Origin of the sequence: Amycolatopsis roodepoortensis (genome assembly GCF_014873915.1) — a bacterium.
Lineage (GTDB): Bacteria > Actinomycetota > Actinomycetes > Mycobacteriales > Pseudonocardiaceae > Amycolatopsis > Amycolatopsis roodepoortensis.
Genome location: NZ_JADBEJ010000005.1, coordinates 1291106 through 1307272 on the forward strand (window position 1 = coordinate 1291106; position 16167 = coordinate 1307272).

General features: G+C 69.2%; 15 protein-coding genes. 5 read left to right on the top strand and 10 right to left on the bottom strand.

Annotation, left to right across the window (positions count from 1 at the left end):
* Positions 1–3: 3 nt before the first annotated feature.
* Positions 4–1659, bottom strand: coding sequence for an AMP-binding protein (locus tag H4W30_RS25410; protein WP_192745158.1), 1656 nt, complete (start codon positions 1657–1659; stop codon positions 4–6).
* A 75-nt stretch (positions 1660–1734) separates the two neighbouring features.
* On the opposite strand from H4W30_RS25410, the gene H4W30_RS25415 reads away from it, so the two are divergent.
* Positions 1735–2547: an enoyl-CoA hydratase-related protein gene (locus H4W30_RS25415; RefSeq protein ID WP_318780670.1), complete on the top strand. Its 813-nt coding sequence runs from the start codon at positions 1735–1737 to the stop codon at positions 2545–2547.
* Between the two features lie 39 nt (positions 2548–2586).
* On the opposite strand, the gene H4W30_RS25420 is transcribed toward H4W30_RS25415, so the two are convergent.
* From H4W30_RS25420 to H4W30_RS25430, 3 genes are all read right to left on the bottom strand, one after another.
* The gene (locus H4W30_RS25420) at positions 2587–2922 is read right to left on the bottom strand and encodes a hypothetical protein (RefSeq protein ID WP_126731890.1); all 336 of its coding nucleotides are present in this window, start codon (positions 2920–2922) and stop codon (positions 2587–2589) included.
* Between the two features lie 424 nt (positions 2923–3346).
* The gene (locus H4W30_RS25425) at positions 3347–4132 is read right to left on the bottom strand and encodes an SDR family oxidoreductase (protein ID WP_192745159.1); all 786 of its coding nucleotides are present in this window, start codon (positions 4130–4132) and stop codon (positions 3347–3349) included.
* Positions 4129–4881, bottom strand: a complete 753-nt coding sequence (locus tag H4W30_RS25430) for an SDR family oxidoreductase (protein ID WP_126731887.1) — start codon at positions 4879–4881, stop codon at positions 4129–4131. The genes H4W30_RS25425 and H4W30_RS25430 overlap by 4 nt, the downstream gene beginning before the upstream one ends.
* Before the next feature lie 122 nt (positions 4882–5003).
* Here H4W30_RS25430 and H4W30_RS25435 point away from each other — a divergent pair, with 122 nt between their 5' ends.
* Both H4W30_RS25435 and H4W30_RS25440 read left to right on the top strand, forming a co-directional pair.
* On the top strand, positions 5004–5618 hold the full coding sequence (locus H4W30_RS25435; RefSeq protein ID WP_192745160.1) for a TetR/AcrR family transcriptional regulator: 615 nt from the start codon (positions 5004–5006) through the stop codon (positions 5616–5618).
* Between the two features lie 158 nt (positions 5619–5776).
* Positions 5777–7150, top strand: coding sequence for an MFS transporter (locus H4W30_RS25440; RefSeq protein WP_126731884.1), 1374 nt, complete (start codon positions 5777–5779; stop codon positions 7148–7150).
* Here the strand turns inward: H4W30_RS25440 and H4W30_RS25445 are convergent.
* A complete protein-coding gene (locus H4W30_RS25445; protein ID WP_192745161.1) occupies positions 7109–8068 on the bottom strand; it encodes a helix-turn-helix transcriptional regulator in 960 nt (319 codons plus the stop codon). The two genes, H4W30_RS25440 and H4W30_RS25445, sit on opposite strands and share 42 nt — an antisense overlap.
* Positions 8069–8144: 76 nt before the next feature.
* On the opposite strand from H4W30_RS25445, the gene H4W30_RS25450 reads away from it, so the two are divergent.
* Positions 8145–8609, top strand: a complete 465-nt coding sequence (locus tag H4W30_RS25450) for a nucleoside deaminase (protein ID WP_192745162.1) — start codon at positions 8145–8147, stop codon at positions 8607–8609.
* Here the strand turns inward: H4W30_RS25450 and H4W30_RS25455 are convergent.
* Complete coding sequence (locus H4W30_RS25455; protein WP_225949867.1) at positions 8606–9865, bottom strand: GGDEF domain-containing protein; 1260 nt, start codon at positions 9863–9865, stop codon at positions 8606–8608. The genes H4W30_RS25450 and H4W30_RS25455 overlap by 4 nt on opposite strands.
* A gap of 224 nt (positions 9866–10089) precedes the next feature.
* On the opposite strand from H4W30_RS25455, the gene H4W30_RS25460 reads away from it, so the two are divergent.
* On the top strand, positions 10090–11043 hold the full coding sequence (locus H4W30_RS25460) for a chitinase (RefSeq protein ID WP_192745163.1): 954 nt from the start codon (positions 10090–10092) through the stop codon (positions 11041–11043).
* 287 nt (positions 11044–11330) lie between these two features.
* On the opposite strand, the gene H4W30_RS25465 is transcribed toward H4W30_RS25460, so the two are convergent.
* From H4W30_RS25465 to H4W30_RS25480, 4 genes are all read right to left on the bottom strand, one after another.
* Positions 11331–12899: an ABC transporter substrate-binding protein gene (locus H4W30_RS25465; protein WP_225949868.1), complete on the bottom strand. Its 1569-nt coding sequence runs from the start codon at positions 12897–12899 to the stop codon at positions 11331–11333.
* 19 nt (positions 12900–12918) lie between these two features.
* On the bottom strand, positions 12919–14922 hold the full coding sequence (locus tag H4W30_RS25470; protein ID WP_318780671.1) for a hypothetical protein: 2004 nt from the start codon (positions 14920–14922) through the stop codon (positions 12919–12921).
* A gap of 203 nt (positions 14923–15125) precedes the next feature.
* A complete protein-coding gene (locus H4W30_RS25475; RefSeq protein WP_192746817.1) occupies positions 15126–15599 on the bottom strand; it encodes a hypothetical protein in 474 nt (157 codons plus the stop codon).
* A 288-nt stretch (positions 15600–15887) separates the two neighbouring features.
* Positions 15888–16157 (bottom strand): hypothetical protein, encoded by a 270-nt coding sequence (locus H4W30_RS25480; RefSeq protein WP_192745164.1) that lies wholly within the window; start codon positions 16155–16157, stop codon positions 15888–15890.
* Positions 16158–16167: the final 10 nt, after the last annotated feature.

Here is a 16167-nt window from a genome sequence, read left to right on the forward strand (position 1 = left end):
CGCTCATCCCCTCGCCCGGAGTTCGCGGCGGAGGATCTTGCCGCTCACCGTTTTGGGCAGTTCGTCGAGCACTTCGACCACGCGCGGGTACTTGTACGCGGCGAGGCGTTCCTTGCAGTACGCGACGAGGTCCTGGGGATCGGGCGCGGTGCCCGGCGCCGGGCTGATGTAGGCCTTCACGGTCTCGCCGCGATATTCGTCCGGGATACCGACCACGGCCGCTTCGCGCACCGCCGGATGGGTGTACAGCACGTCCTCGACCTCACGCGGCCACACCTTGAATCCGGAGGCGTTGATCATGTCCTTCTTGCGGTCGACGACGTAGACCCAGCCGCTCGGCTCCATGAAGCCGACGTCGCCGGTCAGGAGCCTGCCGCCGGGCAGTGCGGCTTCGGTCGCCTCGGACCGGTTCCAGTAACCGGGGATCACCATCGGGCCTTCGACGGCGATCTCGCCCGCCTTGCCGAACGGCAGTTCCTCGCCGTCTTCGCCGAGGATGCGCACGATCGTGCCGGGCACGGGCAGGCCGATCGAGATCGTGCCGGACTCCTCGTCGACAGGCGCTTCGAGGCTGCTCGGGACGACAATGCAGCCCGCGGTCGTCTCGGTGAGCCCGTAGCCGTTGTGGATGTAGTGCCCGAAGCGGGCACGGAACGCGTCGACCACGGCGGGCGGCAGGGCGGCTCCGCCGGAGTACAGCAACTCGAAGGAGTCGAAGTGCTCGCGGCTGACGTCCGGGTGCGCCATCAACGCCATGTACGCCGTGGACGGGCCGACCGTGTACACGGGCTTGTGTTCCAGGAAGGCGTCGAGCACCACGCCGGGCTCGAACCGGTACGCGAGCGCGAGTGTGCCGCCGATGTCGATCGCGGAGGCGATCTCACAGACCATGCCGGTGATGTGGAACAGCGGAGCCAGGCCGAACAACGTGGCGCCATCGCCGAGACCGCTGAACGTGCTGAGCACGGACGCGTTCGCCCCGATGTTGCCGTGGGTGTTCATCGCGCCCTTCGGCGTCCCGCTGGTGCCCGACGTATAGCTGATCAGCGCGACGTCGTCGGGGCCGAGGCCGGCGTCCGGCGGCGGCTCCCCCACCGCGGCCCGCGCCGCCTCCAGCAGGTCGGCGGCACCGGGAGTCGGTTCCCGCACGGTTTCGCCGAACACGCGCGGATCGTCGCGACCTTGCAGATCGAGTTCGCTGGTGGTCAGCGCGATGGTCACGTCGCTGCCGGGCACGAGCGGGGCGATCCGGCGGTTCCACCCGCTCTGCGAGCACACGACCGCGCGTACCCCGGCGTCCCCGAAGACGTGCCGCAGTTCGCGCTCGCGGTACATCGGGTTGACGGGGACGACGATGCCACCCGCCTTCCACGCGCCGAGCAACGCCAGCACGAACTGCGGGATGTTCTGCAGGACGAGCGCGAGCCGGTCACCCCGGGCGAAACCGGACGAGAGCAAATGGCGCGCGATGCCGTCGGAGAGCTCGTCGACCTCGCGGTAGGTCAACCTGCCGTCGAAGTAGGCGATCGCGGTGACGTCCGGGGAACGCCGGACCGCCCGCAGGAAGGACTCCAGGACCGTGGTCGGCTCCGGTGTTCCCGCTTCCCTCATCCTGGGCTCGTAGGCGGCCAGCCACGGTTTCGCTTCGTACCGGCTCATGCAGGTTCCTCCCTGACAAGTCTCGACGGAGCCCTAAGCATCCGCTTAGTATGGCGATGACGCAAGGAGGTCGACGTGACCGAACAGCTCTCACCGTCCGAAATGGACACTGTGCGATACAGCGCGGACGGCGCCGTCGCCACGATCACCTTCGACAAACCCGAGCGCGGCAACGCGATGGACCAGGCGATGCAGATCCGCTACGGCGAGCTGCTGCGCGAGGCGTCGGCCGATCCCGGTGTCCGCGCCGTCGTCGTCACCGGCCGCGGACGCTCCTTCTGCCCCGGGGCGGACCTGGGACTGCTGGAAGACATCTCCGTCGACGGCGCGGCCGCGCCGGAACGGGAAGGTTTCCGCGACGTCCTCGCCGCCGCGTATGCCGACGTGCCGGTGGTCGCGGCGATCAACGGCGGCTGCGCCGGGCTCGGTTTCGTGATCGCCTGCGCCGCCGATGTCCGGTTCGCCGCGGCGGGCGCGAAGTTCACCACCGCCTTCGCACGGCGGGGCCTCATCGCCGAGTACGGCGTGGCGAAACTGCTGCCCGAACTCGTCGGCCGCGGCCGGGCACTCGATCTGCTGCTCTCCGGCCGGACCTTCACCGCCGAACAGGCGTACGAGTACGGCCTGGTGCAGGAAATCGTGCCCCCGGAAGAGCTTTTACCGCGTGCGACGGCCTACGCCGCCGAACTCGCGATCTACAGCGCGCCACGCTCCATGGCGCTCATCAAACGGCAGGTCCTTCGAGAAACCGGGCTTCTACTGGAGGATTCCGCCCGCGAAGCCACCGCCCTGATGCTCGACTCCTTTTCGCATCCGGAACTTCCCGAGGGCCTGGCCAGCTGGAACGAACGCCGCCCACCGGACTTCCCGCCATACCAAGGGGATTAGGCCGCCCCGGACTCGCGCCCGGGGCGGCCCGCACCACAATCAGACGGTTTCGCGCGTGGTAACCGCGTCCTTCTCCGCGGCCAGCGCGGTGCACGTGCGCACCCACAGCTCCCAGCCGCGCAGCGCCTGGTTGCAGTTCCAGCCGGTCCAGCGGCCGGCCTGCGCGCCCTCGTTGCCGGCGCGGTTGCAGGCGGTTTTGCTGCTCCAGCCCTCGCTCACCTTGCGGTACGGCGTGCAGGACGCCGCCGCGACGTCACCCGACGCCCCGGCCGCGCACGGTTCCGCGGTGCTCGCCATCGCCGATCCCGCGGTCAGCACCGAGCCGGCGAGGGTGGCGGCGAGAACGGCACCACGGAGCACGAAGCGTTTGTTCATCGACTTTCCTTACCGCGAGCAAGACCCCTGCCCACAGTGGCCGATCCGCCGACGAAGATCAACCGCCACGCGCCGAGTCACGCCTTCGATCACGCGAGTTACGCCCCTGATCACGCGAATCACGCCGCTGATCACGCGAGTCACGCCCCCGATCACGCGAGTCACGCCCCCGATCACGCGAATCACGCCGCTGATCACGCGAGTTACGCCCCTGATCACGCGAGTTACGCCCCTGATCACGCGAGTCACGCCGCTGATCACGCCGGTCCTGCCCCACCGGTCACGCGAAGCCCCGCGTGCCACCATCCGAACCTGCGCGAACCCCCCGCCACCGTGTCGCGAAAGCCACTTTCGGGACATCAGACGTCACGAAAGTGGCTTTCGCGACACGCCACGACCATGCACCAAGGCGAGCCGGCCCCGGTCAGTCCCCGACGACCTGCTCCACCTTGCGCTGCAGCTTGTTCATCCCGCCGAGCCACCGGTCGGTCTGCGTGGCCCGCGCGGCGTAGTAGTCCGCGACCTCGGGGTGCGGCAGCACCAGGAACCGCTCCTCGGCGATGGCCTCGAACAGCGCGTCCGCGACCTGCTCCGGCTGGATCGCCGACGCGCCCATCAGCAGCTCGCCCGCCGGACCGGTGTTCTCCAGCATCGCCGTCCGCACTCCCTGCGGGCAGATGGCCTGCACGGTGAGCCCGCGGTGCCGATAGGTCGCCGAAAGCCATTCGGCGAAGGCGAGCGCGCCGTGTTTGGTCACCGAGTAGGACACCGAACCGAGGCTGGTCAGCAAACCGGCCGCCGACACCGTCGAGATGAAATGCCCGCGGCCGCGCTCCAGCCACGGCGGCAGGAGCAGCCGCGCCGCGCGCACGTGCGCCATGACATTGACGTCCCAGATCCGCGCCCAGTCCTCCTCCGGCGCGTCCACGCCGCCCATCGGCGCGATCCCCGCGTTGGCGCAGAAGACGTCGATCTCGCCGAGGGTTTCGCGCGCCGCCTCGATCAGGTACGCGACACCCGCTTCGCTCGCGGCGTCCCCGGCGACGGCGGTCCCGCCGATCTCCTCGGCGACCTCGGCCGCGGCGTCCCCGTTCAGGTCGCCGACGACGACCCGGGCCCCCTCCGCGGCGAACCGGCGGGCGAGGACGGCCCCGATCCCGCCGCCCCCACCGGTGACGACGACCCCGGAACCGGTGAACGACGCGGTCACAGGCCACCCGCCAGCGTGACGCCACCGTCGAGGACCACCGTCTGCCCGGTGATCCAGCCCGCCTCTTCCGAAAGCAGGAACGCCACGGCGCCCGCGATGTCCGCCGGAACGCCGAGGCGCTTCATCGGGTACGACTCGGAGACCTCTTCTTCGCGGCCTTCGTACAGCGCGGTCGCGAACTTGGTCTTGACCACGGCCGGCGCGACGGCGTTCACGCGGATCTTCGGCCCCAGTTCGAAGCCGAGCTCCTTCGTGAGCCGGATCAGCGCGGCCTTGCTGACGCCGTACATGCCGATCCCGGGCGACGCGCCGAGCCCGGCGATGGACGCGACGTTCACCACCGCGCCGCCGTGCTCCCCCATCCACGCGTCCCGCGCCCGGCGCGTCCACGAAAGCGGCGCGAGCACGTTGACGGCGAAGATCTTCGCCGCGGCCCCGGGGTCGATGTCCAGGGTCGGCCCGAACACCGGGTTGATCCCGGTGTTGTTGACCAGCATGTCGAGGCGGCCGAAGGTCTCGATGGTCTTGGCGACGGCCTCGTCCTGGTGCGCCTCGTCGTCGGCCTTGCCGGGGACGGCGATGGCGACGGCCTCGCCGCCCAGTTCGGCCACGGCCTCGGCCAGCGGCTCCGGCTTGCGCGCGGTGATGCACACCTTCGCGCCGCGCTCGACCAGGTCCTTGGCGATCCCGAGGCCGATACCCCGGCTGGCGCCGGTGACGATCGCGACGCGATCCTTGAACGAGTTCACTCTTCGATCTCCTCTGTGTTCACTGGCGACGCAATCACTAAGCGAGCGCTCACTTACAATGGAAAGGTCCGGAGACGGTGTCAAGCCCGCCATCCGGAACGAGCGTCTGGGAGGATCTGCGGATGACCATGTCGCTGTCGGCCGAACTGTGGCCCGACGTCCAGCCGGAGACGGCACGGCGGCTGATGCTGGCCGGGGTCGAATCCTTCGCGCGGCGTGGCTATCACGCGACCACCACCCGGGACATCGCCTCGGCGGCCGGCATGAGCCCCGCGGCGCTGTACGTGCACTTCCCGTCCAAGGCCGCGCTGCTGTTCGCGATCTCGAAGTACGGCCACGAGCAGACGCTCTCGCTGGTCGAGAGCGTCGTGGCGCGGGAGAGCGATCCGGTCGAGCGGATCCGGCTGCTGGTCGAGGATTTCGTGGCGTGGCACGCGCGGAGGCACACCGTGGCCCGCGTGGTGCAGTACGAACTGCACGCCCTGCCCGACGAGGAGTTCGAGATCGTCGCGAAACTGCGACGCCGTATCGAGCAGGTCGTGCGCGAGGTCATCACCGAAGGCGTCGGAACGGGTGTGTTCACCGTCGGCGACCCGCACACCGCCGCCCGCGCCGTGCTCTCGCTCGGTGTCGACGTCTCGCGCTGGTACAGCGAACGGACGCGCCAGACCCCCAAGAAGCTCGGCCAGGAGTACAGCGAGCTGGTGCTGCGCATGCTCGGCACGAAACTCTCCTGACCAGTACTGATCGGCCTGCGTCGGCGATACCGCCACCAGAGTGACATACCAACCGGTCGGTATCTAGAATTACCCGTTGAGACGTTGACCACATACTAAGCGGTTGTTAACTTGCCCGGACTGCATCGCCGCAGCAGCGCCGAGCGAAGGGCATCCAGATGGCCGACACCGCACCGAACGCCCCGGAAACCGCCGCCGAACCGACGATCACCGTGTCCCAGCGCAGGAGGGCCGCCACCGCGGCGGCACTCGCCTCCTCGGTCGAGTGGTACGACTACTTCGTCTTCGGGATCGCCGCCGCCCTGGTCTTCGGGAAGACCTTCTTCCCCACCAGCAACGCGGCGGCCGGGGTCCTCGCCTCGTTCGCGACCTTCGCGGTCGGCTTCCTCGCCCGGCCGCTAGGCGGGATCATCGCGGGCAGCCTCGGTGACAAACGCGGCCGGAAACCCGTGCTGGTGCTGGCGATCGCGCTGATGGGCGCGGCGACCACGCTGATCGGCCTGTTGCCGACCTACGACTCGATCGGTATCGCCGCGCCGATCCTCCTGGTACTGCTCCGGCTCGTGCAGGGAGTCGCCGTCGGCGCCCAGTGGGGTGGCGCGATGCTGCTCGCCACCGAGTACGCGCCGCCCGGCAAACGGGGTCTCTACGGCAGCCTCGTCCAGCTCGGCGTCCCGATCGGGGTGGTGCTGGCGAACACGGTGTTCCTGATCGCCGCCCAGCTCGCGCCGCCGTCGGACTTCCTCGTGTGGGCGTGGCGGATCCCGTTCCTGGTGGGCGTCCTCGTGCTCGGGCTCGCCTGGTACATGCACGTCAAGATCGACGAGACGCCCGAATACCGCCGCGCCGAAGCGAAACTCGCCGCCGAGGAACGCGGCCGCGCCAAGTCGCCGCTGCGTGACGTCCTGCGCCACCACAAGGGCACGGTGTTGCTGGCCGGCGGCTCGTTCATGGTCAACACCGCCACCTTCTACATCCTGCTGAACGGCGTCCTCGACTACGCCACCCGGCATCTCGGGATGTCGCGGACCACGGTGCTCGTCGCGACCCTGCTGATCAGCACGCTGCAGCTCGCGATCATCCCGCTGTCGGCGAAACTGTCCGACCGGATCGGCAGGCTCAAGATCTACACCTTCGGCGCGGCGGGCGTCGCGCTCTGGGCGATCCCGATGTTCCTGCTCATCGACACGGCCTCGCTGCCGCTGTTCGTGGTCGCCTCGTTCGTCGGGTCGCTGTTCCTCGGCATCATGTACGGCCCGCAGGCGGCGTTGTTCGCCGAGCTCTTCACCGCCGAGATGCGCTACACCGGCGCCTCGCTCGGCTACCAGATCAGCGCGGTGGTCGGCGGCGGGCTCGCGCCGTTCATCATGGTGCTGCTGCTGGAATCCACCGGGACGTCGATGTCGGTGTCGCTCTACATCATCGTGCTCGCCCTGATCTCGCTCGGCTCGATCGGCCTGCTGGCCAAACGCGCACGGTCCACTTCGGACTCAGACGACCGCGCGCGCGAAGCGGTCGGCGACCAGCCGTAGCCGCTCCTTGACCTCGTCCGGCGCCTCCTCCACGACGAAGTCGACGTCCCAATGGGCGAGGTAGTACGGCATCACGGACAGGTCGTTGGAACCGACCCGGACCCGGCAGGTGTGCTCGTCGATGGCCTCGATCGTGCCGGCGGTCGGGGACACGTATTCGGCGAGCGCGTCCGCCGAGGCGTTGACCCGCAGCACCATCTGGTGCGGATACGGCGAAGACGTGATCCCACGGGAGACGTACGCCGCGAGGTCCTCGGCGGGTGGTTCCCTCGGCGTGAACCGGAAACTCGTGTCCGGGACGCCGTCGATGCGGTCGACGCGGAAGGTCCGCCAGTCGTCACGGTCGAGGTCGAACGCGACCAGGTACCACCGGCGCCCGGTGTGTACCAGGCGCAACGGCTCGATGTAGCGCTCGCTGACGTCACCGTTGTGGTTGCGGTAGCCGAACCGGAGCCGCTGGTGGTCACGGCACGCGGACGCGATGACTGTCAGCGCCGCCGCGTCGATGACCGGGACGACGCCGCCGAGCGGGATCATCGCGGTGTTCAGCGCGGTGATCCGGTGCCGCAGCCGCGCGGGCAGCACCTGCTCCAGTTTGGTGAGCGCGCGCACCGAGGTCTCCTCGATCCCCGAGACCGTCCCGTTCGCGGCCGTGCGGAGCCCGACGGCGACCGCGACGGCCTCGTCGTCGTCCAGCAGCAGCGGCGGCAACGCGGCCCCCGCGCCGAGCCGGTAGCCGCCCGCGACGCCGGGGGTGGCGTGCACCGGGTAGCCCAGTTCGCGCAGCCGCTCGACGTCGCGCCGGACCGTGCGGACGTCCACCTGCAGCCGGTCGGCGAGGTCGGCGCCCGGCCAGTCGCGCCGCGCCTGCAGCAGGGAGAGGAGCCTCAGCAGCCGTGCCGACGTGCCCGTGGTCATCGGTTCACTCGCTTCATGGGAGGAGTGTCGCAGATATTCAGGACAGGTCCGGTCCGCATTGCGCTCGCGCCGTAAGGTGAACCGCGTGATCGATCCCGCGCAGCTGCTGGCCGTCGCCCGTGAAGAGGCCGAACTCGGCAAGGCCGAGGGCGGGGTCCCGATCGGCGCCGCCCTCTTCGACACCACCGGCGCCCTGCTCGGCCGCGGCCACAACCGCCGGGTCCAGGACGGCGACCCGTCGATGCACGCCGAGACCTCCGCCTTCCGGAACGCGGGCAGGCGGCCGCACTACCGGGACACGATCATGGTCACCACGCTGTCCCCCTGCTGGTACTGCAGCGGGCTGGTGCGCCAGTTCGGCATCGGCAGGGTCGTCATCGGCGAGGCCACCACGTTCGAAGGCGGGCACGGCTGGCTCGAGGAGCACGGCGTCGAGATCACCCTGCTCGACGACCCGGCGTGCACCGCGCTGATGACCGAATTCATCCGGGATCACCCGGACCTGTGGTTCGAGGACATCGGCGTCCCGGCCGAAGGCTAGGTTTCGGTCTCGAAGGCGACGGTCCGGTTGCGCCCGGCCCCCTTCGCCGCGCGCAACGCCTGATCCGCCGCGGCGACGAGCCGGTCGAGCGTCTCACCGCAGTCCGGATGCGACGACACTCCGATCGAGACGGTCGTCCCCGCGAACGTCCCACCCAGTGAGACGAACGTCGACGAGATCCGCAGCCGGATGCGTTCGGCGATCGCGTGCGCGTCGAACCGGCTCGTGCCGGGCAGCAGGACCACGAACTCCTCGCCGCCGAACCGGCCGACCAGGTCCGCGGCACGGACCTCGGCGCGCAAGGTGTCCGCCACGGCCCGCAGGACGTCGTCCCCGACGTGCCTGCCGTGCCGGTCGTTGAGCCGGGCGAAATGGTCGAGGTCGAGCATCAGCAGCGAAAGCTCGGCGCCACGGCCGCGCAGCAGCTCGAACTGGGTGCGGGCACCGTCCAACCAGGACGAAGCGGTGAGCAGTCCCGTGCCGGAATCCGTGCCCGCGTGCCCGCGCAGGGCACGCATCGTCCCGGCCCGGTGAAGTACCACGAGCGCGCCCGCGAGTACCACGGTGACGAACGGCCAGTCCGCCGCCGACCACGCGAGCAACAGTCCGAACGCGACCATGGCCGCGTCGAAGGCGAATCCCGACGGTTCCGCCCCGAATTCGGCCGCCGGGGCGGCCAAGGCCGCGTCGACGGACAGGAAGACCAGCCCGGTCGCGAAAACCAGGGCGAAACTTTCGAAATCCCTTGGTGCGCCGAGGAACGGTGGCGCACCCAGCAGTACCGGGATGATCGAGGCGCCGAGCGCCGAAAGCATCGTCGCGGACGCCGCGAACACCTGCCGGTGCGGGATACCGCGCCGGATCCGGAACCAGCGATATGCCGCCGAGACGACGACGAGCACCGCGGCCAGTGCGGGCGGCAAGAGGAGCGCACCGGCGAAAATCCACGCCGCGTCCAGTCCGGCGCCGAGCCGGGTGTCGGCGCGGGACCGCTCGACGGGGCGCGAAAGCTCCGAACAGACGATCATTCCGGTCACCAGCGCGGAAAACGGAAGAAACGACGACGGCGCGGGGGGCCGCAGGACGAAAAGGTAGGTCGTGGCGGCGATGGCGGCGAAGTCGACGAGGAGCAGATACCCGATCAGGCCTCGCCTGGGTAGTTCCCACAGGCTCCAGGACCCCAGTATCCGCCGCGGCGCGGCGAGCCGGTCTCTCCGGTCGCGGCTTCCGGTCGCCATCAGGGAGTCCCCCACCATTTCGGCAAACTAGCCGGTAATCGTGGTGGTGTCGATCCGCTTTCCGGGTCATCACCCCCCTACTAAGGTCGGTCGTTTCCGGTGGGTGTTCCGGTGAATTCTTGACAGTCCTCATTGGTCTAGTCCACCGTGGGATAGCGCACACTCCAGGTTGATACGCCGCGTCAAGACGGAGGTGCTCCACACCTGCGCGCCTCGCCGCGCGCGTACCAGTTGGAGGACCGATGAAATCCTTACGACGACGCTGGCCGACACTGGCCACCACCGTCGGCGCCGCTCTCGCCACGGCCGCCGGCCTCGCGCCCGTCGCCTCGGCGGCCCCGGACCCGGTGCTCGCCTCGCCCTATCTGTACCAGTGGTCGGGACAGACGGATCCGATCGCCGCGATGAACGCCACCGGCGTCAAGGCCTTCACCCTCGCGTTCATCCTCTCCGACGGCGGCTGCAACCCGAAATGGGACGGCAGCCGTTCCCTCACCGGTTCCGACGCCACAATGATCAACAACATCCGTGCCAAGGGTGGCGACGTCATCCCGTCGTTCGGGGGCTGGTCGGGCACGAAGCTGGGCCCGAAATGCTCCACTCCCGCGGCACTCGCCGGCGCGTACCAGAAGGTCATCGACGCCTACAAACTCAAGGCGATCGACCTCGACGTCGAGAACACCGACGAGTTCGAGAACCACACCGTCCAGGACCGGATCCTGAACGCCGTCAAGCTCACGAAACAGAAGAATCCCGGCCTCCGCGTGGTCATCACCATCCCGACCGACGTCGGTGGCCCCAACTCGCACGGCAAGCGGCTGATCAACCGGGCGAAGGAGCTCGGCGCAGGGGTCGACGCGTGGTCGGTCATGCCCTTCAATTTCTCCAGCGGCGGTGACATGGCGGGCAAGACCCGCAGTGCCGTGGACGGGCTGAAGAACGTCGTGAAGTCCACCTTCGGCCTGAGCGACGACGCGGCGTACCGGCGCAGCGGGCTTTCGTCGATGAACGGGAAGACCGATGTGGCCGGCGAAACCGTCAGCGTCGCCGACTTCCGCGCGATCCGCGACTACGCGGCGAGCAAACATCTCGCCAGGCTGTCGTTCTGGGCGGTGAACCGCGATTGCAACAACTGCGCGGGAATCGCCCAAGGCAAGTACGACTACACCAAGATCGTGGCGGGTTACACCGGCTGACTTCCGTTCCCCACCGGTGTCAGTCCGTGAAGGCCTCCTTCCTCACTCTCAAGGTAGGGAAGGAGGCCTTCACCGCTTCGCACCTCGGGCCCGGTTGCTCAGGTCGCGAAAGCCACTTTCGAGACATCAGACGTCGCGAAAGTGGCTTTCGCGACATGCCTCGACGACGCCCGGGCCCCCGTCACGACCGGCCGATCGCACACCCGCGCCGGCGTTGCGAAAGCCACTTTCGCAACGCCGAAGGTTGCGAAAGCCACTTTCGCAACCTCCCGGCCCCGGGCCACCACTCACTGCCCGCAGTCCGGCCTCGTGTTCAGCGGCCGCCCGCGCGACCACACCAGATCGACCGGATGCACCGAACCGTCCGGATCGATCGACAGGATCGGCAACGCCTTGTCGAGCTGGTTCCCCGTCGCCTGATCGAACGCGATGAAGCCGGTCGCGCCCGGCACCGGGGAGTTGCAGTCGATGCTGCGCAACACGTTCGACACCGAGACCGGATCCGCCGACACGTTCTGCACGGCCGCTTCGACCGCCGCGGCGACCGCGTCGTGTTCGATCATCGCGGCGCCGTCCCACAGTTCCGCCTTGGGAAACCCGTGGGTACCGGTGAACTCCGCGACGAAGTTGTCGTAGTTCTTCTTGTACGTGGGATACGCCGGATCGGCGGTGAACATGTCCCACTGGTCGGGATACGCCAGTGCCGTGTAGCGGAGCCGGACACTGATGTCCTTGTTCAGCTCCAAGGGTTTCCCGGCGAGCGTGCTCGCGTCGTCCCCGGTCATCACGGTCACCGTGTCGAGCCCCTCGCAGGCACCGTCGCCCGCCAGCGCCGCCACGAGGGCGCCGAGGTCGAGCCCGCGGCCGGCGAAGTAGATCAGATCGGGTTTCGCGCCGCAGATGTCGTTGTGCCATCTGCTGAACAGCCCGCGCAAGTAGGCCTCGCGCGAAGTGTCGGCGAGCGGTTTGACGTCGTAGGTCTTCGTGAAGACGACCGGGACCTTCGATGAGTGCTGGAACGCCTCGGCCAGGGTGGTCGCGTAGGTGTCCTCCTTGCTGACCCCCTGGATCATCATCACGCGCCGGAAACCGTGCGCGGCGATGTATCCGGCCGCGGCGCGGGCTTCGTCGGTGTTGGTCGGACCCACGCGGAAGAAGTTGTCGATCCGCGCGCCCTTCGGGTCGGTGTTCATGTTGTCCGCGGTGACGGTCGCGCCGATCGTGGCGATCCCGTGCCGGGACAGTTCGGCCACCAGCGCCCGGCTGCTTTCCGTGCTGATGCCGATGTCGGTGACCGCCACGATGCGCTGGGCGGCGGCCGCGGCGATGATCTCCTCGGCGACGACGCGCCAGTGATCGGCGTTGCTCCCGTAATTGGCCAGCAGGAGCTTGATCCCCGGCGGCCCGTTCTTCGGCCACGCGGCGGCGATCGCGCCCTGGACCTCCCGCCGCACGAACGGGAACGGCTGGCTGTCGACCTTCGGGTCGGGCGCGAGGTTCTCCAGCACCACGATCGTCTTGAAGTTGTCCCCCGCCTGCTCGTTGCGGCTCTTGATGAGCTTCTCCAGCGGATCGAGCGGGTCGTCTTCCCGCATCGGGCCGGAGTCGAGGTTCAGCCCGACGCAGACGTGCGACGAGCCGATCGACTCCTCGTCCGCGTCCACCGCCCGCAGTCCGGCACCGCAGACCTCCCACGGTCTGGTCAGCGCCGGCACGGCGGCCAGCAATACGACCACGGCCACGATCAGCAGCACCCGATGACGGCGTGCCCAGCCTCGGGGCCGTACCGGCGGTCCCGAGACCGCGCCGTCACGGGCCGCGGACATGCGTGTTCTCAGCGAATCGAGCCAGGACATCACAGGGTTCCGTTCCGGGTCAGGGGAATTCGCCGCGACGGGCGGCTTCCTTGGCCGACACGAGCGCGCCGACGTCGGGCTGATGCGAGGTGGTGGCCAGCGCGGCGAAGGCGTTCGCGATCACCTGGTGCTGGTCCTGCCCGCGGACGGCGAAGGGGTTGGCGGTCAGCCAGCCCGCCGCGATGAGCCGGGCGACGTTGTTCCGGATCTCGGACCGGTCGTTCGGGCGGCGCGCGTTGTCCAGGTTGACGAGTTCTTCGTACAGCTCCGCGTGATCCCGTCCGGATGGCAGATCGTCCGGCGCGTTCAGGACCAGCTCGAGTTTGGCGATCCACTCCGCGTGCGGGATCCGGTTGAACTCGCGTTCGAAGAAGGTGACCACCTCGCCGATGTCGCCCAGCGCGAGGTTGCAGTAGGCCAGGCGCACCGGATCCTGCGCGGTGTCGGGATCGTCGCGCAGGGCCTTGAACTGGTCGGTGTAGGTCGGGCCGTCGCCGTCACCCCGCCTGGCCAGCGCGGACACCAGGTTCGCGGCGATCCATGGATGCAGTGCCGCCTGGTCGGTCGTCGAACCGGGCGAGTTCTTCGCCGTCACCCACAACGAGGTGCGCAGTTCGGTCAGGATCCGCCCGACGTGCGGCTGGTCGATCCGGCTCTGCGCGGCGTCCGGGATCAGCCAGGGCGCGGTCGCGAACGGCGCCGCGGTCACGAAGTCGTCGACGTGGACGTCGTCGAGGTGCTCGGTCAAGGCGAGCTCGGTCAGCCTGCGGTAGCAGGGATCCTGTTCGCCACGGGGATCGGTGGTGAGCAGGTCACGGCCGCCTTCGCGCGCGTCGGTGGCCCGCAACCTCCCCGCGAGCTGCTCGACCGCCGACGGCAGTCCACCGGTCGCCCGGTGCGCGAGCGTGACCTTCGGCGTCCGCGCGCCGGAATGGAGGATCCGCGCGATCCGCCCGATCGACTGCGGTGAGATCCGGACCGGGTAGTAGGGCGAGTCGAGCGCGCCGTTGCCCGGGTTCGCCCAGTCATCGTACGAAGCCTCCTCGCAGTCCACGATCGGCCGGACGGCGGGCGGAGCGCCGGACGCGGGCTTCCACGGCGCCAGCCAGGCGGTCCCCCAATCGTCGTGCCACCGCCCGCTGGTGGCGATGACCAGCAGCGCGTCGTGGGCCTCGCGATCGTTCGGATGCTGGACGGCGTACCGTTCCCGCGCGGCGATCAGGTCGGCGAGGAACTCGGTCCCGCCGGCGTGGTCGACGTCGTCGAGCACCACCACCCAGTTGTGCCAATGCCTGCGCTGCGGCGAGATGTCACAGGTGCACGGGCTCTTCTCCTCCGGTTTGGCCAGCCGCGGATGGTTCTCCCGGACGTCGCCGAGGAACGCCGCCATCAGCCATTCGGTGACCGCCTTGGCGTCACGGGCGCTGCCGTGCGCCAGGCGGTTGAGTTCGAGCAGCGCGTCGAACGGGGATCTCCCCTCCGCGTGGGGGAAGTCCGCCAGCGACCGCAGCGCCTTTCCGAGCCTCGGCCGGATGTTCCGGACCAGATGCGGGAACGTCTGGCGGAACAGATCCGCGTACGGTGGCTCGACGAGACCGGTCGCCTTCGCCGTCTCGGTCAGCGCGTCGAGCGTGCCGTCCATTGCCGACGTCCAGATGACCCGGTCGAGACTGCCGAGCAGCGACTTCAGTTGCGCGAGGTCTTCGTCGCGATTTCGACCGGAAAGCTCAGCCTGGACTGCGATCAACGCGATCGTGAAACGAACGAACTGCGGTTTCGGCCGATTTCGCCATTTCCCCGACAACGAATAGGCCAGTTTCGTGAGCACGTCGATCGTGCCGGCCCGGCCGCCTTGCCCGAAATCGAATCCGGCGTGCACGACACCCCAGCCGAGATCACGGCGGATCGCTTCCAGTGCCGTGGTCTTCCCCGAACCGACGGGCCCGAGCAGCAGCGTCACCGGCTGCGGGCGGGACGGATTCCCCGTCTCGCGGTTGAGCAGCATTCTCCGGGCGAGCTGCACCGCGGGAGAATGTCCGTCCAAATTCATTTTTCCTGTTCAGCCCCTAGCCTGCCCCGGATGGAATGGAAAGTGCGGACCATCGTAGGTACGCGGCCGAGGGCGGGACACCGGAAAAAAGGACACCAGACACGAACGGACGAGATCAGGGGTGAATCGTGATTCTTGTTCGACGATGTGCGACGTCGTCGATCACCCGATCGGCGCTATCGGCCCCATTGCGGCCACCGGCCACCACCGGGATATCCGCCGTGATTCCAGTCGTAGTACCACTCGTGGTGACCGGCGCGCGGATCCGGCCGTTCCTCCGGCGGCGGCGCGGACGGCGTGGGTGTCGGGGACGGCGTCTCCGAGCCGTGCATCGACGCGGTCATCGGCGGCGGAGGGGCGACGCTGCCGCCCGAAGGTCCCGACGGGACGGGCGAAGACTCCGCGGCGTCCGGGACCTCGACGGCCTGCGGTGCGATGGTCAGCGACGGCGGCGGGAGCGGGATCCCCGGGACGACCTCGGCCTGCTCGCCGGGAGTGAGCAGCACGGCCAGCAGTCCGCCGACGAAGACACCGCCCGCCGAAAGCACCGAGATCCGCCGGATCCGCCTGCTACCGGGGGCGGCGTCCGGGGCCCGGTGCTTCGGCCCGCGCGGCCCCCGGCGGCGGGGTGCCGCGCCGGCTTTCCGCATCAACTCGCTGAGCGTCTGTTGGTGAACCCGCGGCCGCGATCGACGTCGCCAGTCTTTCAGGCCGCGAAGGGCGGCAAAGGCGCCCTTCCACCGCGATAGCGGGGCCTTCGGCCGGGGCGGGTTCAGGGCGCTCCCGCCGCCGTCATGGCGAGCCGTGCGTGCCATCGGCACCTCCCTACCCGGTCCGCCGCTCGACGGCGACGGCCTCATCCCGGGGAGGATCCTAGGAAGGCGGGAGGTGGTTGTAAACGGTCGTCGTCCACTGCGGACAGACGATGCGGTGAAGGGTCAGGCGGCCGCGGTGACCGCGATGGCGGCTTCGCCCGCCTCGGTCAGCTCGGCGGGCACCCGGCCGGTGACCGCGGCGGGACCGGTGGACGCGCCGGGGCGGATGTAACCGCCGCGGGCCAGCGCGTGCGCGGTCATCTGATCGCAGCAGGCGAACCCGTCGATGAAGAGATCCGGCTCGCAGCTGCACGACATCTGGGCACGGCGCGCCGCGACCGCTCGCAGCATCGCCATCGCGCGATGGGACAGTTCGACCTCTGAACCGGACACCGGACTGGAC

What these genes read in the sequence shown, in the direction of transcription:
- H4W30_RS25410 (WP_192745158.1), bottom strand. Translation starts at nt 1,659, where the DNA reads ATGAGCCGGTACGAAGCGAAACCGTGGCTGGCCGCCTACGAGCCCAGG.
- H4W30_RS25420 (WP_126731890.1), bottom strand. Translation starts at nt 2,922, where the DNA reads ATGAACAAACGCTTCGTGCTCCGTGGTGCCGTTCTCGCCGCCACCCTC.
- H4W30_RS25435 (WP_192745160.1), top strand. Translation starts at nt 5,004, where the DNA reads ATGACCATGTCGCTGTCGGCCGAACTGTGGCCCGACGTCCAGCCGGAG.
- H4W30_RS25440 (WP_126731884.1), top strand. Translation starts at nt 5,777, where the DNA reads ATGGCCGACACCGCACCGAACGCCCCGGAAACCGCCGCCGAACCGACG.
- H4W30_RS25445 (WP_192745161.1), bottom strand. Translation starts at nt 8,068, where the DNA reads ATGACCACGGGCACGTCGGCACGGCTGCTGAGGCTCCTCTCCCTGCTG.
- H4W30_RS25455 (WP_225949867.1), bottom strand. Translation starts at nt 9,865, where the DNA reads ATGGTGGGGGACTCCCTGATGGCGACCGGAAGCCGCGACCGGAGAGAC.
- H4W30_RS25460 (WP_192745163.1), top strand. Translation starts at nt 10,090, where the DNA reads ATGAAATCCTTACGACGACGCTGGCCGACACTGGCCACCACCGTCGGC.
- H4W30_RS25465 (WP_225949868.1), bottom strand. Translation starts at nt 12,899, where the DNA reads ATGTCCTGGCTCGATTCGCTGAGAACACGCATGTCCGCGGCCCGTGAC.
- H4W30_RS25475 (WP_192746817.1), bottom strand. Translation starts at nt 15,599, where the DNA reads ATGCGGAAAGCCGGCGCGGCACCCCGCCGCCGGGGGCCGCGCGGGCCG.